The sequence below is a fragment of the Arthrobacter sp. TJ-178 genome (genome assembly GCF_058269275.1).
Genome location: NZ_JBZCNK010000003.1, coordinates 363,529 through 387,770 on the forward strand (window position 1 = coordinate 363,529; position 24,242 = coordinate 387,770).

Consider the following 24,242-nt stretch of genomic DNA (forward strand, 5'->3'; position numbering starts at 1 on the left):
AACGGGCAGCGCCGCGAGGCAGGTCACAGCGGGGTGCCGGCTTCCCCCGCCGTCTCCTCCTCAACCGCGGGTTCGGCGAACTGGGAACGGTACAGCTCGGCATAGAAGCCCTCCATGGCCAGCAGTGCGTCATGGGTCCCCTGTTCCACGATCTCCCCGTGACGGACCACCAGGATGACGTCCGCATCCCGGATGGTGGACAACCGGTGGGCAATCACAAAGCTGGTCCGGGCTTCCCGCAGGGCGCTCATGGCCAGCCGGATGGAGATTTCGGTGCGGGTGTCCACGGAGCTCGTTGCCTCGTCCAGGACCAGGATGGAAGGATCCGCCAGCCAGGCCCGGGCGATGGTGATGAGCTGGCGCTGTCCCTGGCTCAGCGATCCGCCGTCGTATCCCAGCACCGTGTCATAACCTTCGGGCAGCGAGCGCACAAAGTGGTCCACATGGGTGGCGCGGGCAGCCGCAACAATCTGCTCTTCCGTGGCATCCGGTGCTCCGTACGCCAGGTTCTCCCGGATGGTCCCCTCGAACAGCCAGGCATCCTGGAGCACCATGCCGATCAGGCGGCGGACGTCGTCGCGCCTCATCCGGGCAATGTCGGTTCCGTCGATGGTGATCCTGCCGGCATCCACCTCATGGAAGCGCATCAGCAGGTTGACCAGGGTGGTCTTGCCTGCCCCCGTGGGACCCACAATCGCGACGGTCTGTCCGGGCTCCGCCGTGAAGGACAGGTCCTTGATCAGCGGTGCTTCCGGCGAATAGCTGAAGTCCACATGTTCAAAGGCCACCCGCCCCTGCACGTTGGTGATGGTGAGCGGATCCGCCGGGTCCCGGTCCTGTTCCCGGTCATCGAGCAATTCGAACACACGTTCGGCTGAAGCAACGCCTGACTGCAGCATGTTGATCAGCGAGCCGATCTGCCCCAGCGGCTGGGAGAACTGCCGGCTGTACTGGATGAAGGCCTGCACTCCCCCGATGGAAAGACGTCCGTTCGCCACCAGGATGCCGCCCACCACGGCCACCGCCACATAGTTGAGGTTGGAGATGAACTGCATGGTGGGCATGATGATGCCGGAAACGAACTGGGCCCGGAAAGATGAGCGGTACAGGGTTTCATTGGCCGGCCGGAAGCCTTCCACCACGCGTTCCTGCTGCCCGAAGGCCTTGACCACGTCCTGCGCGCTGAACATTTCCTCGATGTAGCCGTTGACTTCCCCCGTGGATTTCCACTGCTGCATGAACTGCACCTGCGAGCGCCGGGCAATGAGCACGGTGACGACGGCGGAAACCGGCACCGTAATAACGGCAATCAGTGCCAGCAGCGGAGAGAGCCACAGCATCATGCCCAGCACCCCCACGATCGTGAGGGCCGAGGTGATGATCTGGGTCAGCGTCTGGGAGAGGGTCTGTGCCAGGTTGTCGATGTCATTGGTGACGCGGCTCAGCACATCCCCCCGGGATTCACGCTGGAAATGGGACATCGGCAGGCGGAAGAGCTTCGCGTCCACCTGCCGGCGCAGCCGGTACATGGCGTTCTGCACCACCCGTGCGGTGACCCGTGCCTGCAGCCACCCGAAGAAGAACGCCGCCACATAGATCGCGAGCACCCCCAGCACCAGGGCCGCGAGCCGGCCGAAGTCCATGCCGGCTCCCGGTACCACGTCCATGGCGGCCAGCATGTCCGCCAGCTGGTCCTGCCCGGAGGAGCGCAGGGCCTGCACCTGGTCCGCCTTGCTGATCCCCGGCTGCAGCCGTGAGCTGATGACTCCGTTGAAGATCACGTTGGTTGCTTCCCCCAGGATGCGGGGAGCGGTGACGGCGAGCGCCACGGAGACGACGGCGGCCACCATGACCAGCGCCGCCCGCATCCGGTCCGGGCGCATCAGGGACAGGATGCGCCGGACACTGGAGCGGAAGTTCAGCGGCTTCGCTGCGGGCACACGTCCGCCGGGGCCGTGTCCCGCAGCGGCCGGTCCCGGCCGTGGTCCGCCGCGCATCCCGCTCACTGCACTTCCTCCGCCGTGAGCTGGGATTCAACGATCTCCCGGTAGGTGGGCGAGGAAGACAGCAGCTCCTCGTGGGTTCCCTGCCCGGCTACCCGCCCCTCCTCCAACACCACAATCCGGGAAGCATCGGCAATGGTGTTCACGCGCTGGGCCACAATCAGCACCGTGGAGGATCGGGTGCGCTGTTTCAGGGCTGCCCGCAGCCTGGCATCCGTGGCGAAGTCCAGGGCGGAGAAGCTGTCATCGAAAAGGTAGATCGAGGGGCGGACCACCAGCGCCCGGGCAATGGCGAGCCGCTGCCGCTGCCCGCCGGAGAAGTTTCCTCCTCCCTGCTCCACACGGTGTTCCAGCGCCCCCTCGGATTCGCGGACAAAATCCGCTGCCTGGGCAATCTCCAATGCTTCCCAGATTTCCGCGTCGGTGGCATCGGGCTTGCCGAAGCGGAGGTTGGAAGCGATGGTCCCGGCAAACAGATAGGCCTTCTGCGGCACCAGGCCGATGCCGCTGCGCAGGGAGTGGAGGGTAACGGCCTCAATATCCTGCCCGTCAATGGAAATTCCTCCGGACGTGGCATCGAGCAGCCGCGGCACCAGGTTGAGCAGGGTGGACTTGCCCGCCCCCGTGGATCCGATGATCGCTGTGGTTTCCCCCGACTGCGCCGTGAAGCTCACCCCGTGAAGCACGGGAGCCTCCGCCCCGGGATAGGTGTAGCCCACGTTCTCGAAGGCCACCGTCCCGCCGTCGTACACCAGCGGAACCGCGTCCTCACTGTCATGCACGGTGCTCTCGGTATCCAGGACCTCATAGATCCGCTCCGCGCAGACGGCGGCACGCGGCAGCATCATGATCATGAACATGGACATCATGACGGCCATCAGAATCTGCATGATGTAGGCGATGAACGCCGTAAGCGCTCCGATCTGCATCTGCCCGGCATCGATCCGGTAGGCGCCGAACCAGACCACCGCCACGGAAGCAAGGTTGGCCACGAGCATGGCTGCCGGAAACAGCAGCGCCATGTACTGCGCGGTCCGCAGCTGTGTGCCGGTGAGCTCGGAGTTGGCGGCGTCGAAGCGGGCTTCCTCCGTACGCTCACGCACAAAGGCCCGGATGACCGCCACCCCCATGATCTGCTCGCGGAGCACCGAATTGACCCGGTCGATCTGCTTCTGCGCCCGACGGAACAGCGGGATCAGGCGGCGCAGCACCAGGCCGATCACCACGAACAGCACCGGAAGGATGAGCAGGAGGATGCCGGAGAGCGGCACGTCCTGGTTCAGGGCCAGCAGCACCCCGCCCACGCCCATGATCGGCGCGGACACCATCACGGTAAAGGTCATCAGCAGGGCCATCTGCACCTGCTGGACATCATTGGTGGTCCGCGTAATCAGGGACGGGGCGCCAAAGACACCCACCTCCCGGGAGGAGAAGGACTCCACCCGGGTGAACAGGTCATCCCTGATGTTCCGGCCCACGCTCATGGCCACGCGGGCAGCGAAAAACGTGGCCGCCACCGCACACACCACCTGGCCGGCAGTGATGGCCAGCATCCAGCCGCCCAGATTCAGGATCACGCCGGTGTCCGCTGTTACCACGCCGCGGTCGATGATGTCCGCGTTCAGGGTGGGAAGAAACAGCGTCGCAGCGGTTTGCAGGAACTGCAGAATGACGACGGCGGCAACGGCGCCTTTATAGGGGGCCAGATTCTGCCGGACAAGCCTTAGGAGCACGCTTCCTCCAGGACCGGCCGGATCCCACGCCCGGCACCATCTGAACGTACGCCCGGCACCCCGGGCAGGCAAGACCCCCGGGCGGGGGGGGTCCGCACCTGCGAGCGCCGAACTAGACTGGCGCCATGTTTGATTTGAAGAATGTGACCATCCGCAGCCGGTCCGTGAGCAGCATGGACAACAACGTCTACGTCATCACCGCAAAAGACACCGGGGAACAGGTCCTCATCGACGCCGCCGACGACTTTCCGGCCATCCGGGAGCTGCTCGCCGAAGCGGCCGCCGACGCTTCGGTCCCCGCACGCGTCGCACTGATTATCACCACGCACAGCCACTGGGACCATGTCCGGGCGCTCGCCGACGCAGTGCAGGCCACAGGTGCCCGCACGGCTGCAGGCAGCGAGGATGTGCCGGACATCGAGGTACCCACTGATGTGCCGCTGGAGCACGGCGACGTCGGACGTTTCGAAGGGTTTGAACTCGAAGCCATCAAGCTCCGCGGCCACACCCCCGGCTCCGTGGCCCTGCTGTACCGGGACCCCAACGGGCCGGCGCACCTGTTCACGGGGGATTCGCTCTTTCCCGGCGGACTGGGCAACACGCAGCAGGATCCTGAGCGGTTCGCGTCCCTCTACCGGGACACTGTCGAACGTGTGTTCGAATACCTGCCGGATGACACCATCGTCCATCCCGGCCACGGCGCCGGAACCACCCTGGGCGCCGAGCGCCCGCACCTGCAGGAATGGAAGGAACGCGGCTGGTAGCGCCGCATTCCTGCCTCTCCTGCCCTAGGGAGCGCCGGGCAGTGACTCACAGGCAATGCCGTCGTGATTGGCGTCCAGACGGGCTACGTCGCCGTAATAGGGGTAGTAGTACTCAAACCAGTTCTGCGCCTCACGCCAGGTCTTGAAGCTTGAGCAGTTCTTCGTGTCGCCGGGGTTGCCCGGTGTCGGTTTGGGTGCAGGTGTCGGAGAAGGTTTGGGCGCCGGCACAGGCGCCGGCACAGGCGCCGGCTTGGGAGCCGGCTTGGGAGCCGGCACAGGCGCCGGCTTGGGAGCCGGAGCCAGGGCGACGGGCGGGGCTTGGTTTGTCGGAACGAGCTGGCCCGCACAGTTGGCCAGGAGGCCGGCCATGGCGTCGTGCTCGGCCTGGGTGACCCACAGCCCGTAGGTCGCCTTGACGGAAATCTGGCGGGCCACGTAGTCGCATCGGAAGGCGGTATTCGGCGGCAGCCAGGTAGCCGCGTCCCCGTCTCCCTTTTGCTGGTTTGTGGGACCGTCAGCAGCCAGCAGGTTCAGCGGGTCGTTGGCGAATTCGCGCCGCTGCTCGAAGCTGAGGTTTTGTGCGCCTTTCTGCCAGGAATCTGAGAGGGCCACCACGTGGTCGATCTGTACAGCTGTGCTTGTTGACGTCCCGCGGACGAAATCAATCGATGTACCGGTGTACGGGTCAGCCAGCCGCCCGCTGTAAACCACGCATTTATCCTCTGTCCGCAAGGTCAGCTGCGAGCGCAGGATGTCGTTTCGCGTATCGCAGCCGTTCCGGTCCACGTCGAACCACGCCGGTCCATACTTGTCCCGTTCATATCCGGTCTTGGGTGCCCTGCCCTTGATGGGCAGTGTGGCCAGCACACCGGCTGCAGTCGACCCGTATGCCGGCTGCGTATGGGGCGGGAGATTGGTGTGGAGCCGGTACATGAAAACGGCCATCGCGTCACGGTTTACCGACTGCAGGGGGCGGTAGGTGCGGTCCGCTGCCCAGCCCGTTGAAACACCCTTGTCCGCAAGCCACGCCATCTCGGCGTAGAACTGGGTGGACCCGCCAATATCGCGGAAGGGAGATCCGGCAGGAGCCGTATAGGCGGGGCTGCCGGCAAATCGGTAAAGGAACGCCGCCATCGCGTCACGGTTCACCGGCTGCAGGGGGCGGTAGGTGGAGTCCCCGTACCCGGTGGTGATTCCCCGGGAGGCGAGCCACGTTATTTCCTTGTAAAACTGGGACGTGACGGAAACGTCTGAAAAGGGTGAGGCCGGGGGCGGCGTATAGGCCGGCGAGCCCGCGAGGCGGTAGAGGAACGCCGCCATGGCGTCACGGTTCACCGGCTGGATGGGCCGGAAAGTGCCGTCCGCGTATCCGGTGGACACCCCCTCGGCTGCCAGCCAGCTGATCTCACGGTAGAACTGGTTTGTCTCCGGCACGTCCCTGAACGCGGGCGCCGAGGAGATTTCCGCCGCGGACACCATCCCCGGGGCGGCAGCCGCAGCGGGCGCCGGCGGGAGCACCGCCTGGCTGCCCAGCAGGGCCGCAGCCGCCAGTGCGGTTCCCGCTGCCCGGAGGGCAGTCCTTCCTCCGCTTTTCAATGAGCTGTTGTGTGTCGTCGTGCGGGCGGAACTGTCCTTCGTTGAAAAGACAGACCACAAGGCACCGGAAATCCTGCGCATAATCCCCCGTTAGGCATGGGAGACCAATGCTTCGTGACCGGTTGCCAGTTCGCTTCCCCCGGCGCAGATTATGCCATGAATCCGCGGCGCCGATTGATGTCACGGAGTCCCCGGTGTCTCCGGGTAAAAGTCAGGATTTTTTCCCCGCCATAAAGATGCGGCGGAAGGGGAAGACGGTCCCCCAGGGACGCGCCGGATACGCCTCCCGGAGCAGGGCTGCGTATTCGGTTTCAAACCGGCCGAAGTCCTCGGGGCTGAGCGCGGCGATGACCGGCCGCAGCGCCGTTCCTCGCACCCATTCCAGCACCGGGTCCTCCCCGTGCAGGATCTGCGAATAGCTGGTCTCCCACACGTCCGCCTCAAATCCTGCCTCGGTCAGCAGGCCCAGGTAGTCTTCCGGCTCATCCACTGCGTCCGCATGGCGCAGTACGCCGTCCAGCTTGTCTGCCCAGGCGGCGCTCGCGGCCAGCTCCCGCATCAGGGCATGGGAGGGGGCCGAGAAGTTTCCCGGCACCTGAACGGCCAGCCAGGCACCGGCGTCGAGCTGTTTGGCCCAGCGGCGCATCAGATCCTGATGACCCGGAACCCACTGCAGCGCGGCGTTGGAAACCACCACATCCGTTCCCGGGCCGGGCTCCCAGTCCTCGATTCCCGCCCGGACAAATTCCAGGTTCGGGGGAGCGCCTTCCAGGGCTCTTGCTTCCGCCACCATCTCGGCGGAGGAATCGACGCCGGTCACCTGTGCCTCCGGCCAGCGGGCGGCGAGCGCCGCAGTCAGGGTGCCGGGGCCGCAGCCCAGGTCGACGACGCGGCGCGGAGCATCGGCTGCAATGCGGGCGGTGAGGTCGAAGAAGGGCCGGTCTCGGTGCGAGGAGAACTGTGTGTATTTCCGGGGATCCCATGTCATGCCGCCGAGCCTACCCTCCCGTCGGCAACCGGCGGCCGCGCCCGATACTCTGGTAGTGACATGAAACTTCTTGAACAGCTGCCCTCCGGTCCCTCCGCCACCGCCACCGTCGACCCCGATGAGACCTACACGTCCTTCCTGGAATGGGTCGAGAGCCGGGGCATGTCGCTGTATCCGGTGCAGGACGAAGCGGTGATGGAGCTGGTGACCGGCAACAACGTCATCCTCGCCACCCCCACCGGGTCCGGTAAATCCATGGTGGCCATTGCCGCGCACTTCTATGCGATGGCGCAGGATGAGCGCAGCTATTACACGGCTCCCATCAAGGCCCTGGTCTCGGAGAAGTTCTTCGCCCTGTGTGAAATCTTCGGTGCCGAGAACGTGGGCATGGTCACCGGTGACTCCTCGGTGAATAAGGACGCCCCGATCATCTGCTGCACCGCGGAAATCCTGGCCAATATTGCCCTGCGCGAGGGTCCGGACGCGGACCTGGGCACCGTCATCATGGACGAGTTCCACTTCTATTCCGATCCGCAGCGCGGCTGGGCCTGGCAGGTGCCGCTGCTGGAGCTGCCGCAGGCCCAGTTCCTGCTGATGTCCGCCACCCTGGGCGACATGACCCGGATCGCCAATGAACTCAGCGAGCTCACCAACCGGGACACCGTTACCGTGTCCTCCGTGTCACGGCCCATCCCCCTGCACTACTACTACGTGGAAACCCCGGTCCAGGAGTCCCTCGAGGAACTGCTGGCCACCAAGCAGGTGCCGGTCTACGTGGTGCACTTCTCCCAGATCGAAGCCATTGACCGCGCCCAGGCGCTGATGAGCATCAACGTCTGCACCCGCGAGGAGAAGGACAAGATCGCCGAGCTGATTGCCGGCTTCCGCTTCGCCCCCGGCTTCGGCAAGACCCTGAACCGGCTGGTGCGGCACGGCATCGGCGTCCACCACGCCGGCATGCTGCCCAAGTACCGCCGCCTGGTGGAACAGCTGGCGCAGGCCGGCCTGCTGAAGGTCATCTGCGGCACCGACACTCTCGGCGTCGGCATCAACGTGCCGATCCGCACAGTGCTGATCACGGCACTGTCCAAGTACGACGGCACCCGCACCCGTCCGCTGAAGGTCCGCGAATTCCACCAGATCGCCGGCCGCGCCGGACGTGCCGGTTATGACACCGCCGGCACCGTCGTCGTGCAGGCACCGGAGCACGTCATCGAAAACGTGAAGGCCATGGCCAAGGCGCACGCCAAATTCGGCGACGACCAGAAGAAGCTGCGCCAGGTGGTGAAGAAGAAGCCGCAGGCCGGCTTCGTGTCCTGGGGCAAGCCCACCTTCGAGAAGCTCGTGGACGGCACCCCGGAACCGCTGACCTCCAGCTTCAACATCACCCACTCCATGCTGCTGAACCTGCTGGAGCGCCCGGGGGATCCCTTCGCCGCGGCCAAGAAGCTGCTCACGCACAACCATGAGACCCGGTCCTCGCAGCTGGCGCTGATGAAGAAGGCCCTGAGCATCTACCGGGAGCTGAAGACCGCCGGCATTGTGGAGGTCCTCCCGGAACCCGACGCCGACGGCCGCACCGTCCGCCTGAAGGTGCACCTGCAGCCGAACTTCGCCCTGAACCAGCCGCTGTCCCCGTTTGCCATGGCCTCCCTGGAGATCCTGGACCCGGACAGCCCCTCCTACGCCCTGGACGTGGTGTCCGTGATCGAGGCAATCATGGAGAAACCGCGCCAGGTCCTCTCCGCCCAGGAGAAGAAGGCCCGCGGCGAGGCCATTGCGGCCATGAAGTCCCAGGGCATCGAATACGACGAGCGGATGGCCCTGCTCGAAGAGGTCACCTATCCGCAGCCGCTGGCCGAGCTGCTGGAGCAGTCCTTCGAGGTCTACCGCTCCGGCGCCCCGTGGCTGGGCGAGTTTGAGCTGAGCCCGAAGTCGATTGTGCGCGACATGTACGAACGTGCCATGAGCTTCGGCGAGTATGTGCAGTTCTACTCCCTGGCCCGCTCCGAAGGCGTGCTGCTGCGCTACCTCTCGGACACTTACAAGGCCCTGCTGCACACCGTGCCGCCGGAGCGGCTCCGCGAAGATCTGGAAGACATCATCGAGTGGCTCGGCGAACTGGTCCGCCAGACCGACTCCTCGCTGCTGGACGAATGGGAGGAGCTCACCAACGGCATCAACCCCGAGGCCGGCGCCGAACCGGTCCTGCCGCCGGTTCCGGATAAGCTCACCGCCAATGTCCGCGCGTTCCGCGTCATGGTCCGCAACGAGATGTTCCAGCGGGTGAAGCTCTTCGCGGATGAGGATGACCGCGCCCTGGGCGAGCTCGACGGCGGCTCCGGCTGGGATGCCGACCGCTGGGCGGACGTGCTGGACGCGTACTTCGAAGAGCATGAGGACATTGACGACGGCCCCGACGGACGCGGCCCGAACCTGCTGATCATCAAGGAACTGCCCGGCAAATGGGAAGTCCGGCAAATCTTCAAGGACCCGGCCAACCACCTGGACTGGGGGATCACGGCCGAGGTGGATCTGGCGGCCTCGGATGAGGCAGGCTCCCCCGTCATCAAGGTCATTACGGCAGGCCGGCTGGACTAGGCTGGGGGCATGCAGATTCGCCCCGCCCGCCCGGAAGATGTCCCGGTCATCCTTGAACTCATCCATGACCTGGCGATCTATGAAAAAGAGCCGCACGCCGTCAAGAACACCGTTCAGGCGCTGGAGCAGAACCTCTTCGGAGAGAACCCTGCCATCTTTGCCCACGTGGCAGTGGATTCCGGAGCTGTGCAGGGCTTTGCCCTGTGGTTCCTGAACTACTCCACCTGGGAGGGCGTGCACGGCATCTATCTGGAGGACCTGTATGTCCGGCCCGAGGCGCGGGGCAAGGGCTGCGGCAAGGCGCTGCTGCGCACCCTGGCCGAAATCGCCGTCGAGCGCGGCTACGCACGGGTGGAATGGTGCGTGCTGAACTGGAATGAACCCTCCATCCGTTTCTACAAGAGCCTCGGCGCGGTGCCGCAGGATGAGTGGACCACGTTCCGGCTCACCGGCGAGGCCCTGACCGCGTTTGGCGGTGCTGCCGCATGAGCGTTCCGCACACCGCCTCCGCACCGTACGACGTCCGCGGCATGCGCGTCACAGACCACCGCTTCACCGTGCCGCTGGACCATTCGGCGCCTGACGGCGAAACCATCACCGTCTTTGCCCGAGAATATTCGGACGCTGAACTGCCGCAGGCCGAAACGGAACAGCTGCCCTGGCTGCTCTACCTGCAGGGCGGCCCCGGCGGAAAAGGCTCCCGGCTGCTGTCCTTCGGCGGTTGGACCAAGGCTGCCTCCCGGCACTTCCGCATCCTGATGCTGGACCAGCGGGGTACCGGCCTTTCCGCCCCCGCGAACCGGCAGACCCTTGCCCTGCGCGGCGACGCCGCCGCCCAGGCGGACTATCTGACCCATTTCCGGGCAGACTCGATCGTGGCCGACGCCGAACTCATCCGTGAGGCCCTGGGTTCGGAGCCCTGGACAACCTATGGCCAGAGCTACGGCGGCTTCTGCACACTCACCTATCTGTCCTTTGCTCCGCACGGATTGCGCGAATCCCTGATTACCGGCGGCCTCGCCCCGCTGACCGGGCCGGCCGACCGGGTCTACCGGGCGACTTTCTCCCGTGTGGCAGCGCGCAACGCGGAATACTTCGCGAAGTATCCGCAGGACCGGGACCTCACTACCCGGATCGCCCGGCATCTGGAGAACGTTCCGGAGTACCTGCCCTCCGGCGAGCGGCTCACCGTCCGGCGCTTCCAGATGGTTGGCTCCTTCCTGGGCGGCAACACCCGCATCGACGGCCTGCACCTGCTGCTCCAGGAGGCCTTTGTTCCAACGCCCGGCGGCGACCGGCTCTCGGATACGTTCCTGGAGGCCGTCCACGGGCTCGTCAGCCGTGCCGCGAACCCGCTTTATGCCCTGGTTCACGAGTCCATCTACGGGCAGGGGGAGGCGACCCGCTGGGCGGCCGAGCGCGTGCTGGCCGAATATCCGCAGTTCCGGCCCGAGGCGGAAGAGCCCCTGTACACGGGCGAGATGGTCTATCCCTGGTACTTCGATGAAGATCCGGCGCTGATACCGCTGAAGGAAACGGCTGACCTGCTGGCAGCAAAGGACGATTGGCCTGCACTCTACGATCCGGAGCAGCTGTCCCTCAACACCGTTCCCGTTGCCGCCGCTGTCTACACGGATGACATTTATGTGGACCGCGGCCTGTCGCTGGAAACAGCGGCAGCGGTCCGGGGCCTTCGGGTCTGGGAAAGCGCCGATTTCCACCATGACGGCATCGCCGACGACGGCGAAGGCATTTTTAACCGGCTTCTGGGCATGGTGCGGGCTGAGCCGGATCCGGACTCCGCCGCCTGACATTTGCCCGGATCCCAAAACGAACGCCGCCCTTCCCCCAGGGAAGAGCGGCGCTCGGCGGCCGGTGCACTGCTGCGCCGGCTTGTTGTATCGGGTGTTACTTTTCGGTCTGATCCGCAGAGGCGTCCCGGGCGGTGCCCGGACGGCCGGAACGCGGGTCGGTGGCGCGGAAGTGCGCACGGGCCTCGTCCGTGATCTCGGGCAGGTCGACGTCGTCACGGTCCTTGGCCGCAGTGGTGGCAGCACCGTAGGTTTCGGTGACCTTTTCGTAGGCTTCCACGCGTTCTTCGTGCGGGGCGTCCTCTCCGAGGTTCCGGTAGACCTTCAGGGCGTTCTCCAGCGAGGCAACAGCCTGGACTGCCTTGGCCTTGGGGCTGAGCAGCGAGGCGACGGTGGCGACGATGATGGTGCCCAGGATGACGGCCAGGGAAACAAAGGTGGGGATTTCCGGAGCCCAGCCAACGTGCTCGCCGCCGTTGATGAACGGCAGCTCATTCACGTGCAGTGCGTGCAGGATCAGCTTCACGCCAATGAAGGCCAGGATGACGGACAGGCCGTGCTTGAGGTAGATCAGGCGGTCCATCAGGCCGCCCAGCAGGAAGTAGAGCTGGCGCAGGCCCATGAGGGCGAAGATGTTGGCGGTGAAGACAATGAAGGCGCTCTGGGTCAGGCCGAAGATGGCCGGAATGGAGTCAACGGCGAACATCAGGTCGGTGACACCGATGGTGATGAAGACGATCAGCATCGGGGTGAAGACCTTCTTGCCGTCCACCGTCGTGCGGATCTTGCCCTGGTCAAACTTGTCGGTCATCGGCAGGACGTTGCGCAGCTTGCCGATCAGCTTGTTGTCACTGCCTTCGTCTTCGTCCTCGCCGTTGTCCGTGGCCTGCTTGTACGCAGTCCACAGCAGGAAGGCACCGAAGATGAAGAAGACCCAGCTGAAGTTCTCAATGATTGCGGCGCCCAGGATGATGAAGATGCCGCGCAGGATGAGTGCAATGATAATGCCGAACATCAGCACTTCCTGCTGGTACTTACGAGGTACCGAGAAGCGGGCCATGATGATGATGAAGACAAAGAGGTTGTCCACGCTGAGGCTGTATTCAGTGACCCAGCCGGCAACAAACTGGCTGCCGTACTCCGGGCCGGTGAAAACAAACATGGCACCGGCGAAGACCAGCGCAAGCCCGATGTAGAAGGCGACCCACAGGCCGGCCTCCTTCATTGACGGCTCGTGGGGGCGCTTGACGACAAGCAGCAGGTCGAAAAGCAGGACGGCTCCGAGGGCGACAAAGGTGCCGACCTCGAAGACAACGGGTAACTCGGGCATGGGGATAAACCTTTCGGGCACGGCAAGAGGCGCAGGTCTCTCCGGCAGCCGTGGAGATCATCTCACACGGGTGCCCGCTGCACCCGGCGGGACGACGTCGCCCTGCGTGCTGACGGGTGCAGCGACAAAGGATACTCCCCTACGCTGCCTAGAAGTCTATCGCAGCAGCGGCGGCTTACGCGTGCCCCGCGTTCTGCATCTGCCGCAGTTCCTTCTTCAGATCGCCCACTTCGTCGCGGAGCCGTGCCGCCAGTTCAAACTGCAGTTCCGCTGCCGCAGCGTGCATCTGCTCGGTCATCGAAGCGATCAGTCCGGCCAGGTCCTCCGCGGGAGCGGCGGCCAGGCCGTCCTTGCGGACGCCGCCCTTGCCCTTGCCCGTGGTCTTGCGGTTCTTCTTTTCGGCCGCCTCGGCCAGCAGGGCCCTGGTATCGGCGTCCTCCCGGGCCAGCGAGTCGGTGATGTCCGCAATTTTCTTCCGCAGCGGCTGCGGATCCACTCCGTGGTCCAGGTTGTATTTCACCTGGATGGCACGGCGGCGGTTGGTTTCATCGATGGCCTTGGCCATGGAGTCAGTAATCCGGTCGGCGTACATGTGCACTTCGCCGGAGACGTTGCGGGCGGCACGGCCGATAGTCTGGATCAGCGAAGTGGACGAGCGCAGGAAGCCTTCCTTGTCCGCGTCGAGAATGGACACCAGTGACACCTCGGGAAGGTCCAAACCTTCACGGAGCAGGTTGATGCCCACGAGCACGTCGAAGGTGCCCATCCGCAGCTCACGGAGCAGCTCGACGCGGCGCAGGGTGTCGACGTCGGAGTGCAGGTATTCCACCTTGACCCCGTGTTCCATCAGGTAGCCCGTCAGGTCCTCCGCCATGCGCTTGGTCAGCGTGGTGACCAGCACGCGCTCGTTCCGCTCGGTCCGGGTGCGGATCTCGCCCAGCAGGTCATCGATCTGGCCCTTGCTCGGCTTGACGATTACCTGCGGGTCCACCAGCCCGGTGGGACGGATGATCTGCTCCACGAAACCGTCTGACTTGGACAGCTCGTACTTGCCCGGCGTCGCGGACATGTACACGGTCTGGCCGATGCGTTCCAGGAACTCATCCCATTTCAACGGCCGGTTGTCCATGGCCGAAGGCAGCCGGAAGCCGTGGTCCACCAGGGTCCGCTTGCGGGACATGTCCCCCTCGTACATGGCGCCGATCTGGGGAATCGTCACGTGGGACTCATCCACCACCAGCAGGAAGTCATCGGGGAAGTAGTCCAGCAGGCAGTGCGGGGCGGTGCCCGGCCCGCGGCCGTCAATGTGCCGGGAATAGTTCTCGATGCCGTTGCAGAAACCCATCTGCTGCATCATTTCCAGGTCATAGGTGGTGCGCATCCGCAGCCGCTGGGCTTCCACCAGCTTGTTCTGCGACTCCAGCTCGGCCAGCCGCACCTGCAGCTCGTCCTCAATCTGGCGGATGGCACGGTGCATGCGGTCTTCACCGGCAACATAGTGCGAGGCCGGGAAGACGTACATTTCCGTTTCCTCGCGGATCACGTCCCCCGTGAGCGGATGCAGGGTGTAAATGTTCTCGATCTCGTCGCCGAAGAACTCAATCCGGAGCGCGTTTTCCTCGTACATCGGAATGATCTCGACGGTGTCGCCGCGGACGCGGAAGGTGCCGCGGTGGAAGTCCATGTCATTGCGGGCGTACTGCATGTTCACGAACCGGCGCAGCAGATCGTCACGGTTCATCTGCTGGCCCTTGCGCAGGGTGACCATGGCCTCGATGTACTCTTCGGGCGTTCCCAGACCGTAGATGCAGGACACAGTGGCCACCACAATGACGTCGCGGCGGGTCAGCAGCGCGTTGGTGGCGGAGTGGCGCAGCCGTTCGACTTCCTCATTGATGGAAGAGTCCTTCTCGATGAAGGTGTCCGTCTGCGGCACATACGCTTCGGGCTGGTAGTAGTCGTAGTAGGAGACGAAGTACTCCACCGCGTTGTTGGGCAGCAGTTCGCGGAACTCGTTGGCCAGCTGCGCGGCAAGCGTCTTGTTCTGGACCATGACGAGCGTGGGCCGCTGGACCTGCTCCACCAGCCAGGCCGCCGTCGCGCTCTTACCGGTACCGGTGGCACCGAGGAGGACCACGTCCTTTTCGCCGGCCTTGATGCGTTCGGCGAGTTCTTTAATGGCGGTGGGCTGGTCACCCGCCGGTGAATAATCACTGATGACTTCGAAGGGGGCAACGACTCTCTTGATGTCCTGCGCAAGACTCATGATTAAAAGCTACTCCGCACTGCGGTCAGGTCCGGTCCTCAGCGCTGGCGGTTAGCTGAGGGCTGAACCCCGGTTCAGCGGAACCAGCCGGGTTTCCCACAGCCGGCGCACGGCGGCCGCCAGCTCCTCGGGGGTGCCGGTGTTGTGCAGTACGACGTCGGCTGCCGCGGCACGCTGCTCGGCCGTCGCCTGGGCGGCGATCCGGGCCCGCGCGGCGTCGGGCTCCATGCCGCGGTCGCGGACCATCCGGTCCAGCCGCACATCCTCGGGCGCCTCGACCACCAGGACGAAATCAAAGTTCGATGCCTGGCCGGTTTCCACCAGCAGGGGAATGTCCTGCACCAAAATGGCGTCCGCGGGTGCCTCCGCTGCCAGCTGCGCCGCACGGGCCCGCACCAGCGGATGAATGATGCCGTTGAGCACCTTCCGGCGGTCCTCGTCCCCGAAGATCACCGCCGCCAGTGCCGGGCGGTCCAGGGAACCGTCCGGAGCCAGGATCCCGGGTCCGAAGGCGTCGACGACGGCGGCAAGTCCGTCAGTGCCGGGGGCCACCACTTCGCGGGCCAGGGCATCGGCGTCGATAAGCACCGCGCCGCAGTCCACCAGGGTCCGGGCCACCACGGATTTTCCGGCGGCGATCCCGCCGGTGAGTCCAACTTTGAGCATGCTGCCCAGCCTACCGCCGCCGGGAACCCACCAACGTCAGGCGCCCCCGCCGGCCACTAGACTGGAGGGGTGAGTGACATCGACGCGGCGGCGGGGCGCTACACCACCCTTGCCGGGGAACACCGCACCGAACTCGAGATCCGCCGCTCACGCTTCATTACGGTGCTGCGGCGCACCGAAACCGAAGAACAGGCCCGTGCGCTGGTCGCCGATCTGCGGCGCGAATTCCACGATGCCCGGCACCACTGCAGCGCCTTTGTGCTGGGCCCCGGGCGTGAAGTCCAGCGTTCCAGCGACGACGGCGAACCCTCCGGCACGGCCGGCATCCCCATGCTGGAAGCCCTGACCAAACGGGAAACCTTTAACGGCGCCACCGACCTCAGCGACATCACCGCTGTGACCGTCCGCTATTTCGGCGGCATCCTGCTGGGCGCCGGCGGGCTGGTGCGCGCCTACTCGGAATCCGTGTCCGCCGCCCTGTCCACCGCTCCCCTGCTCCGCCGCCGCCGGATGCAGCTCTACTCCATACCGGCAGGCCACGCCGAAGCCGGCCGGCTGGAAAATGACCTCCGCACCGCCGGCATCAGCGTCACCGGCACGGAATACGGCCCGGCCGGGGCGAACATTACGGTGGCGCTGCCGGACACTCCCGGCAGTGCCGGCACCTTCCGCGACCGCCTGGCCGCTTTCACCGCAGGCGGCAGCACCCCCGAACCGCTGAAAACAGAATGGATCGACCTTTGACGCACTCCCCCGACCGGATTTCCCCGGATGCACCGGACTTTTCCTTTGAGTCCCTGAGCCGCCGGCCGGACGTTGAGGCGGAGAACCTGCAGGCCCATGACGCTGCCGACCGGCTGCTGCTGGACACCGCGGCGGAACGGCTGCGCGAAGATCCTGCCGGCGTCGTCGTGGTGGGAGATTCCTATGGTGCGCTGACCCTCGGCGCTGCCGCGCTGCACGGCGTGCGGGACCTGCGGGTACATCAGGATCCGTACTCGGGCGAGCTGGCCCTGGAGCGCAACGCCCGTGCCGCCGGACTGGCGGGGACCTACCGTTCACTGCCGCTGGACGCGGAACTGCTGGCAGGGGCACATACCGTGCTGCTGCGCCTGCCGCGCTCGCTGGATGCCCTCGAGGAAATTGCCGCGCTGATCGCCGCGCACGCCGGCCCTGACGTGGTGGTGTACGCCGGCGGAAGGCTCAAGCACATGACCACAGCCATGAATGACGTCCTGGCGCGCTGGTTCGGCTCGGTTCAGGCCGGGCTGGCACGGCAGAAGTCCCGGGTGCTGACCGTCTCCGGGCCGCTGCCCGCCGCGGCCCGCCCGGCCAACCGTTTTCCGCTGGCCCAGCAGCACGACGTCGGACTGGCGGTGCCGCTTCAGCTGCGGGCCCACGGTGCGGCCTTTGCCGGAGCAGCACTGGACATTGGCACCCGGTTCCTGCTGCCGCACCTTGCCGGGGCCCGGCAGGCGCACACCGCGGTGGACCTTGGCTGCGGAACCGGAGCCATTGCCGCGTATCTGGCACTGGCCCGTCCGTCCCTGCAGGTCACCGCCACCGATCAGTCAGCGGCCGCCGTCGCGTCCGCAACGGAGACCATGACCGCCAACGGCGTTGCGGACCGTGTGCAGGTTCGCCGCGGCGATGCCCTGGCCGGGCACCCGGACCGTTCCGCGGAGCTGATCGTGCTGAACCCGCCGTTCCATATCGGTGCCAGTGTGCATGCCGGAATAGCACTGAAACTCTTCGCGGACGCCGGGCGGGTCCTGGCACCGGGCGGCGAGCTGTGGACCGTGTGGAACAGCCATCTGACCTACAAGTCCGCTTTGGCCCGGCTGGTGGGACCCACCCGGGAAGTGGCCCGCAATCCCAAATTCACGGTGACCGTCAGCACCCGCCGCTAAGCCCTCCTCACCAGCCTCCACACCCGCGGCAGCACCAGAACGGCACCGACGGCGAGCAGTGACAGCCCGAGCAGCCAGACCAGCCAGAGGTTGGCACCCGTGTCCGCCAGCGGACCGACCACCTGCAGCGGTGCCCGCGCCTCCTCCGAGGACCCCAGCCCGCTGACGCGGACGGCATGCGATCCGAGTTCAGTGTCAGAGGGAATGGTTACCCGCACCGTGACAGAGCCGTCCGCATCTGCTGCCTGTGCGGTCAGCAGCTTCGGGGTGGACTCGAGCCAGACCTGCACTGTTTCCCCGGCGTCGAAGCCGGTACCGGTGACCGTGACAGTGTCGCCGGGCCGGACGGTTCCCGCGCTCAGCGTCACCGAGGCGTCCGGGTCGGCGGGATCGGTCGGGTCCGGGTTACCGGGATTGCCCGGGTTACCAGGGTCACCCGGATTCCCCGGATCTCCGGGCGCTTCGCTCTGGGGATCCAAGAGCACCGCAACACTGCGGCCGGGGACACTCACCGTGCCGGTGTCCGGCTGCCAGCTGCTCTGCTTCACCACAGGATCCGTTCCGTCCTGCTGCACCTGGGAAAGCGCATAGTCACGGCCGGCCAGTTCCGGGATCGCCTGCACGGCAGCCGCCGGCGCCGTATTGAAGACCACCAGTGCGCCGTCTAGGGCAGGATCGGCATCCGGCCCCGCGAGGTCATCGATGCTCATCACAATGAGGCCGGCGGCTGCCTCCGGCCCGCTGCCGGGAAAGGTCACCTTCTGTTCAATGAGATCGGCAGAGCCGAGCCGCAGCAGGTCAACGTCTGTCCGCAGGCGCAGCAGATCCAATGCTCCAGCCTCAGCCGAGGCGATGTCGGATTCAGCCGGAGCCAGTGCCGGATCCGCCAGCAGCGGAGCCATGAGAGGCCACTTTTCCTCGTTGTCCGCCGCGGGCGGCAGGCCGGAGCCGAACGTTGATTCGGAGCCGGTCCAGTCAATGCGGTTGAACCAGTCGCCCGAGTTGTAGCTGTTGCGGTCCAGCGACTTGGAGCGCAGCAGCTCGGTTCCCGCGTGCCAGAACGACGGCGACTGCGAGAGCGTCACCGTGGCCAGCGACAGGGTGTTCATCCGCACCCGGTCCGCCATCGGCGTCGTCGTCGGCAGTTTCAACACTCCCAGGTCGTACAGCGTCTCGTTGTCGTGGGCGTCCACATAGTTGATGGTCTCCTGCGGCTCATCGGAGTATCCGGCCGCCTGGCCGTTGTAGTCGATCGCGTCCCCGCGCTTCACGCTTCCGTCCGCCGTCTCGAAGGAATAGCCTTTCAGGTTGCCGGCCAGGCCAAGCTTCACGAGGTCGGTCTGCTTCGCCAGAGCCGCGGCTGCGGCCTCGGGTGTGCCGTTGATCGCGTCCCCGTTCGGGTCGGTGGCCAGCCCGGTGCCGTAACCCTGGGCATAGGTCGATCCCGCATCGACGGGACTGCCGCCGTGCACGGCATCGCGCAGCCGGTCGTTGAAGGTTCCAACGCCGGTTCCCGCAAGATTTCCCTGCGTAGCCTGCTCAAACAAGGCATTGTCGGCGACTTCGCCGAAGTTCCAGCCCTCCCCGTACAGGTACACAGACTTTCCGTCGACGCCGTCCTCAGCGAGGGTCAGCTCGTCCAGGGCCGCGCGGACGGCAAGCATGTTGGCCTTGGAGTGATGACCCATCAGGTCAAAGCGGAAGCCGTCAACCTTGTAGGCCTTGGCCCAGAGCACCACGGAGTCCACCATCAGCTTTTCGGCTGCTGAGTGTTCAGTGGCGACATTCTGGCAGCAGCTGGAGGTCTCCACATTTCCGGCCGCGTTCAGGCGCTGGTAGTAGCCGGGCACCAGCCGGTCAAGCACGCTCTTGGTGCCCTGGCCGGACTCGGCCGTGTGGTTGAACACCTCATCGAGCACCACCTGCAAACCGGTGGCATGCAGTGCCCCCACCATTTCCCGGAACTCGGAAACCCTCGCACCGCCTTCCGGGTCAACGGCATAGGACCCTTCCGGCACCGAGTAGTGCAACGGATCGTAGCCCCAGTTGAAGGCATCGGTGTCGGCGGCGGCAGCAACGCAGGCCTGCTGCTCGGAGGAGGCCGGTCCGTAGCCGGCGAGGTCGCAGTCCGGCTCCCGGCGGGCCTGCGGATCCTCGTTGATGGAGGCGATGTCGAAGGTGGGCAGCAGGTGCACCGTGTTGATGCCGGCCTCCGCCAGCTGGCGCAGCTGCCGGGTTCCCGCACTGTCGCGGGTGAAGGCGCGGTAGGTTCCGCGCTCTTCGGCCGGAACCTCCGGATCCCCCACCGAGAAGTCACGCACATGCAGTTCGTAGATGGAACGGTCGGCGGGCTTGTCGATGACCGGCGCCTCAGTCTCCTCCCAGAGCTGCGGCTTCCAGCGGTCCGCGTCCAGGTTGACCGCAACCGAGCGTTCCGAGTTGCGGGTGAGACCCGCGGAATACGGATCGGTTACCGAGTTGGTTTCGACGGCGCCGGTTGCCGGGGCGTAGACACGCACCGACCAGCGGTACTCCGCTCCTTCGGAAATGGTCGGATCGGTCACCGACCACGTTCCGTCGGTGCCGTTCCATGCAGCGGGCAGCACTTTCGGTGCCCCCGGTTCGCCGCCGGGGAAGACCTCCAGGGACACGTCCTGTGCGGTGGGCGCCCAGAGGCGCAGAGTGGGAACGTCATTGCGCCAGCTCACCCCGAGCGTCGCGGAGCCCAGATTGGCTGCGTAGAGGTCGTCCAGCACGCCGGGGATCTGCACCCCGGTCAGGGCCTCCAATTCGGTCCCGCTCGACTGGGATACCTGCAGCTGCTCGGTCAGGAGGCCCTGCACCGCAGCACGGTTCAGGCCCTCCGGGTGCAGCGCTACATAGCTGGCAAGCGCCGGAAAGGCTGCCAACTCATCGGCCGAGAGCCCGTCCGGGTCGTAGGTCAGTTCCACGCTCTCACCGCCGGATATCCCGGATTCCGCTGATGCATCAGGTGCGATGCCGGCGTCTGCGGAGTGGTGCAGCCTCCAGCTGGCTGCCGCCGGGTCCGTTTCCCCCAGCAGGGAGACCGGCCAGGCGATCGTGTCTGCACTGACCCAGTGGGCACGCAGCTCACCGGTGCCGGCAACCGGCGGGTCAGCGAGCACAATCTCGAGTTCATGGGTGGCCAGCGTGTAGCGGAAGGTGACGAGCTTGCCCTCCGCTGCCGTGAAGGCATAGTTGGCGCCGCCCGGAACACCGCCGACGCCGTAATTCTCATCCCATGAAAGACCGTGTGCCGGTTTGACCTCATAGCTGCCTGCGGGGATCCGGTCGCTCGACCACTCGTAGACGCCGTCGCCGTCGCCGTCCTGCAGCCAGCTGGCCAGGCAGTCCGGCTGCCAGTCACTCGAACAGCCGATCTCGCTCTGGAAACTTCCGGGGGCCGTGATCACCGGACCCTGTGCAGTGTTCTGGACCTGGTGGGTGGCGGGGTCAAAATAGAACGTAACCGGACCGCCGGGCGCGGTGTAGGCAATGTTGGGACCGTCCGCGGCCCCGTTGGCCCCGTAGCTGAGGTCCCAGGAACCGTTGATGGCGACTTTGTATTCGTAATCCCCGGCCGGCACATCAAAGGTGCCCGCGTAGATTCCGTCGGCGCGCTTGGTGAGTTTTGCCGCTTCGCAGGCGGGCGTCCAGTCACCGGCGCAGCCCATCTCGCTGTTGTGGCTGCCCGGAACGGTGACCAGGTTCAGTTCCTGCTCGGGCGGATCCACGACGACGGTGGTGACTGCGTTGCCCACCGAAGCATAGGTGGAGGCCGCCGCGTGCCGGCCGGCGGCGTCGGTCGTCACTGCACGGTACTCGATCAGGGTGCCGGCCGGCAGCGCGTCGACGTCGTGGAAGACGCGGGGCGCGGTTGTCTCGGCCGTGCCGAGATCGGTCCACTCGGTGCCGCCAACCTCCCGCCAGGCGAAGCTGGTCTGCTGCCAGGTGCTGTCAGGAATGTCGGCTTCCACGGCGCTGGCACCGCTGAGGCCGGCGCCGGCGGTCGGGGCGCTGACGGTGATGGCTTCCGGGGCCGCGGGGGCCGCCACGGTTGTGCCGGCTTTGAACACCACCGATCCCAGGGCCGGTACGGTGACGGACACGACGCCGTCGGCATCCGATGCCAGGGCAGCTTCCGTTCCGTACAGCGGTGCGAAGGCCGCCTGCTTGGTCAGCGTTGGAACATTGACCGTTTTGGCCTCCGCGGAGTTATTCACTGCCACGAGGTATTCCGTCTTTTCCGCCTGGTCCACGCGGGAGAAGGCGTAAACACCGGGACCGTCGTCGGCATACCGCTCGATCTGGGCGCCCGAGGAGAGCGCCGGGTGCGCCTCGCGGAGGGCCGCGAGTCCGGCAATGTGCGTATAAAGCGGGGCAGCGGTGTCAAAGCGGTCATTGGATCCCAGCTGCTCGCCGGTGATGAGCAACTGGTCGGTGTACTCGCTCACCCGACTGCCAAACATCGACTGGCGCGCGGCGCGGTCATTGCCCTGGCCGGCCCCGGCGAAGCCCTGTTCGTCACCGTAGTAGACCACCGGCTGGCCGCGGGTGAGGAACATGAGTTCGTGGGCCAGTTCATCACGCTGCAGGGCATCGTCGGTGTTTTGCAGGAAATAGCCGACGCGGCCCATGTCGTGGTTGCCCAGGAAGGTCGGCAGCGCGGTCGCTGAGCTGTGCGGAGTGGTGTAGTAATCGTCGCCCGCGAACAGATTGGAAAGGCCCCGTGCCGAATTGCCGGAGGCGTAACCCACGGCCTGTGACTGGAAGGTGAAATCAAGCACTGAATTCATGTCGGTGCTGCGCACATAAGGCGAGGTTTTCTTGGGATCGGCGTCATAAACCTCGCCAAACATAAAGAAATCCGGCTTGCCGACCGAGGCGGCATAGTCCTTAACCCGGGTGGTCCACTTTTCCCAGAATTCGAAATTCACGTGTTTGACCGTGTCAATGCGGAACCCGTCGATGCCGCGGTCAATCCACTGGTTATAAACGTCGGCAAAACCGTCCACCACCGTAGGGTCTTCAGTCATCAGGTCATCGAGGCCGGAGAAATCCCCAAACGTGGTGGACTCGCCCTCAAAGGTCGAGTCGCCGCGGTTGTGGTAGATGGCGGGGTCGTTGAGCCAGCCGGGAACCTTGACGTCCTTTTCGGGGTCCGCAACCTCCGGAACGTAGGGGAAGCTCGTCGCCGGGTCCAGCTCCGGGAAGTTGTCCGTTCCCGCGTAGTCGGCCGGATCAAATGCCGTTCCACCGGCATCCTTGTACGGCGCAGTTTCCTGGTCGATGTAGGAATACTGTCCGCCCTGATAGGAAATCACATCAGCGGTGTGATTGGTGATGATGTCGAAGTACACCTTCATGCCCTTGGCGTGCGCCTCGTCAATGAGGGCTTCCAGTTCTGCGTTGGTTCCAAGGTGCGGGTCGATCTGCGTAAAGTCGGTGATCCAGTAACCGTGGTAGCCGGCTGAGGCATCCGCCCCGGAACCCTGCACGGGCTTGTTCTTGAAGCTCGGCGTCAACCAGATGGCCGTAGTGCCGAGGTTCTGGATGTAGTCCAGCTGTGAGCGGAGACCGGCAAGGTCGCCGCCGTTGTAGAAGCCGGTGTTGGTGGGGTCGTAGCCGGTGGCGAGACGGTCACCGGCCAGGCCGCCGGTGTCGTTGGACGGATCGGCGTTGTCAAAACGGTCGGTCATCGCAAAGTAGAAGACATTGTCCGCACCGGCCTGGCGCACCGGCGGGGCCACCAGGGCGTCGTCATCGGCCGAGTAGGCATCCCGCAGGTCCAGCGGCGTGAGGCCGGCCCGGTGCGTGTTGTCGTCGAAGACGAAGCGGATGCGGGAGTCCCCGGCAATCGCGAGCGGAATGTTGTCTGCTCCGCCGTCCAGCCCGTAAGCCTCGTCCCAGCCGTCATTGACTGCGACCTTGTACTCGTAACTCCCGGCGGGCAGGGTGAACTCCGCTGCATAAACGCCGGGGACGTCGGTGGGTGCCAGCTCAGTCTCGCCGCACTCGGGGGCCCAGTCCGCGTCGCAGCCGAGTTCGGACTGGAGGCTGCCCGTGAGCGCAAAAGTGCGCGGGTCTTCGGCGGTTGCAGAGCTTACCGGCACCGCCATCAGCCCGGCCGCGGCAAGCACGCCAATAAGTCCCCGTGCTGTCCCCCGTGTTATCCCCCGTGTTGTCCCCCGGGCGACCCAGCCGCGCGTACGTGTACCCCTAGTCATCATTGACTCCCGTTTTTGGACGCGGCACAGTGCCATCGACATTGCGAGGAACACTAACAACGCAGTGGCTCGCGTGTAAACGCTTTCAGATAATTTTTTTCTTACCGGCGACTGTTGAGGAGCCCTGGCCCGCAGCTGCACTTTCCCGATTATCCGTTTTATGCAAACGCTTGCTGCGACGGAGCAGAGATCCGCCGGAATTCTGAGAGAGCGCTCTCTTGACAGTGATCGTTATCACTCCTAGGGTGAGGTCCAAGTCAAGAGAGCGCTCTCTGGAAATCTTTGAATTCCTCCTGGGCGCATGGCTCCATTCGAAGTCCCAATCC

General features: G+C 65.4%; 14 protein-coding genes. 6 read left to right on the forward strand and 8 right to left on the reverse strand.

Annotation, left to right across the window (positions count from 1 at the left end; all coding sequences use genetic code 11):
• Positions 1-23: 23 nt before the first annotated feature.
• Entirely contained in the window at positions 24-1,997 is a 1,974-nt protein-coding gene (locus AC4D2Q_RS11165; RefSeq protein WP_490946592.1) for an ABC transporter ATP-binding protein, read from the reverse strand.
• Positions 1,998-2,002: 5 nt separating this feature from the next.
• Complete coding sequence (locus tag AC4D2Q_RS11170; protein WP_490946524.1) at positions 2,003-3,736, reverse strand: ABC transporter ATP-binding protein; 1,734 nt, start codon at positions 3,734-3,736, stop codon at positions 2,003-2,005.
• A 125-nt stretch (positions 3,737-3,861) separates the two neighbouring features.
• Here AC4D2Q_RS11170 and AC4D2Q_RS11175 point away from each other — a divergent pair, with 125 nt between their 5' ends.
• The gene (locus tag AC4D2Q_RS11175) at positions 3,862-4,500 is read left to right on the forward strand and encodes an MBL fold metallo-hydrolase (protein WP_490946525.1); all 639 of its coding nucleotides are present in this window, start codon (positions 3,862-3,864) and stop codon (positions 4,498-4,500) included.
• 24 nt (positions 4,501-4,524) lie between these two features.
• On the opposite strand, the gene AC4D2Q_RS11180 is transcribed toward AC4D2Q_RS11175, so the two are convergent.
• A complete protein-coding gene (locus tag AC4D2Q_RS11180; RefSeq protein ID WP_490946526.1) occupies positions 4,525-6,096 on the reverse strand; it encodes an S-layer homology domain-containing protein in 1,572 nt (523 codons plus the stop codon).
• A 211-nt stretch (positions 6,097-6,307) separates the two neighbouring features.
• A complete protein-coding gene (locus AC4D2Q_RS11185) occupies positions 6,308-7,084 on the reverse strand; it encodes a trans-aconitate 2-methyltransferase (protein ID WP_490946528.1) in 777 nt (258 codons plus the stop codon).
• Between the two features lie 60 nt (positions 7,085-7,144).
• On the opposite strand from AC4D2Q_RS11185, the gene AC4D2Q_RS11190 reads away from it, so the two are divergent.
• Genes AC4D2Q_RS11190 through AC4D2Q_RS11200 form a run of 3 tightly spaced genes read left to right on the forward strand, consistent with a single transcriptional unit; the run spans position 7,145 to position 11,496 of the window.
• Entirely contained in the window at positions 7,145-9,685 is a 2,541-nt protein-coding gene (locus tag AC4D2Q_RS11190) for a DEAD/DEAH box helicase (RefSeq protein WP_490946529.1), read from the forward strand.
• A 9-nt stretch (positions 9,686-9,694) separates the two neighbouring features.
• On the forward strand, positions 9,695-10,174 hold the full coding sequence (locus tag AC4D2Q_RS11195) for a GNAT family N-acetyltransferase (protein ID WP_490925541.1): 480 nt from the start codon (positions 9,695-9,697) through the stop codon (positions 10,172-10,174).
• Positions 10,171-11,496: an alpha/beta fold hydrolase gene (locus tag AC4D2Q_RS11200; RefSeq protein ID WP_490946530.1), complete on the forward strand. Its 1,326-nt coding sequence runs from the start codon at positions 10,171-10,173 to the stop codon at positions 11,494-11,496. Before AC4D2Q_RS11195 ends, AC4D2Q_RS11200 begins: the two co-directional genes overlap by 4 nt.
• Before the next feature lie 97 nt (positions 11,497-11,593).
• Here the strand turns inward: AC4D2Q_RS11200 and AC4D2Q_RS11205 are convergent, their stop codons facing one another.
• The 3 genes from AC4D2Q_RS11205 to coaE all read right to left on the reverse strand — a co-directional run bounded on the left by AC4D2Q_RS11205 (position 11,594) and on the right by coaE (position 15,758).
• On the reverse strand, positions 11,594-12,826 hold the full coding sequence (locus AC4D2Q_RS11205) for a TerC family protein (protein WP_490946531.1): 1,233 nt from the start codon (positions 12,824-12,826) through the stop codon (positions 11,594-11,596).
• A gap of 175 nt (positions 12,827-13,001) precedes the next feature.
• Positions 13,002-15,092 carry an excinuclease ABC subunit UvrB gene (uvrB, locus tag AC4D2Q_RS11210; protein ID WP_490925543.1) on the reverse strand — a complete coding sequence of 697 codons (2,091 nt, stop codon included), beginning with the start codon at positions 15,090-15,092 and terminating at the stop codon, positions 13,002-13,004.
• A 51-nt stretch (positions 15,093-15,143) separates the two neighbouring features.
• Positions 15,144-15,758 (reverse strand): dephospho-CoA kinase, encoded by a 615-nt coding sequence (gene coaE, locus AC4D2Q_RS11215; protein ID WP_490946532.1) that lies wholly within the window; start codon positions 15,756-15,758, stop codon positions 15,144-15,146.
• 69 nt (positions 15,759-15,827) lie between these two features.
• Between coaE and AC4D2Q_RS11220 the strand changes: the two genes are divergently transcribed.
• Together AC4D2Q_RS11220 and AC4D2Q_RS11225 are read left to right on the forward strand one after the other, a co-directional pair.
• Complete coding sequence (locus AC4D2Q_RS11220) at positions 15,828-16,502, forward strand: IMPACT family protein (RefSeq protein WP_490946533.1); 675 nt, start codon at positions 15,828-15,830, stop codon at positions 16,500-16,502.
• Positions 16,487-17,668, forward strand: a complete 1,182-nt coding sequence (locus AC4D2Q_RS11225; protein ID WP_490925546.1) for a class I SAM-dependent methyltransferase — start codon at positions 16,487-16,489, stop codon at positions 17,666-17,668. Before AC4D2Q_RS11220 ends, AC4D2Q_RS11225 begins: the two co-directional genes overlap by 16 nt.
• On the opposite strand, the gene pulA is transcribed toward AC4D2Q_RS11225, so the two are convergent.
• Positions 17,665-23,808: a pullulanase-type alpha-1,6-glucosidase gene (gene pulA, locus AC4D2Q_RS11230; RefSeq protein WP_490946593.1), complete on the reverse strand. Its 6,144-nt coding sequence runs from the start codon at positions 23,806-23,808 to the stop codon at positions 17,665-17,667. The genes AC4D2Q_RS11225 and pulA overlap by 4 nt on opposite strands.
• Positions 23,809-24,242 lie beyond the last annotated feature (434 nt).

Coding starts and splice junctions, on each gene's coding strand:
- AC4D2Q_RS11190 (WP_490946529.1), top strand. CDS start 7,145: ATGAAACTTCTTGAACAGCTGCCCTCCGGTCCCTCCGCCACCGCCACC.
- uvrB (WP_490925543.1), bottom strand. CDS start 15,092: ATGAGTCTTGCGCAGGACATCAAGAGAGTCGTTGCCCCCTTCGAAGTC.
- AC4D2Q_RS11175 (WP_490946525.1), top strand. CDS start 3,862: ATGTTTGATTTGAAGAATGTGACCATCCGCAGCCGGTCCGTGAGCAGC.
- AC4D2Q_RS11185 (WP_490946528.1), bottom strand. CDS start 7,084: ATGACATGGGATCCCCGGAAATACACACAGTTCTCCTCGCACCGAGAC.
- AC4D2Q_RS11200 (WP_490946530.1), top strand. CDS start 10,171: ATGAGCGTTCCGCACACCGCCTCCGCACCGTACGACGTCCGCGGCATG.
- AC4D2Q_RS11165 (WP_490946592.1), bottom strand. CDS start 1,997: ATGCGCGGCGGACCACGGCCGGGACCGGCCGCTGCGGGACACGGCCCC.
- AC4D2Q_RS11195 (WP_490925541.1), top strand. CDS start 9,695: ATGCAGATTCGCCCCGCCCGCCCGGAAGATGTCCCGGTCATCCTTGAA.
- AC4D2Q_RS11225 (WP_490925546.1), top strand. CDS start 16,487: ATGGATCGACCTTTGACGCACTCCCCCGACCGGATTTCCCCGGATGCA.
- AC4D2Q_RS11205 (WP_490946531.1), bottom strand. CDS start 12,826: ATGCCCGAGTTACCCGTTGTCTTCGAGGTCGGCACCTTTGTCGCCCTC.
- coaE (WP_490946532.1), bottom strand. CDS start 15,758: ATGCTCAAAGTTGGACTCACCGGCGGGATCGCCGCCGGAAAATCCGTG.
- pulA (WP_490946593.1), bottom strand. CDS start 23,808: ATGGCGGTGCCGGTAAGCTCTGCAACCGCCGAAGACCCGCGCACTTTT.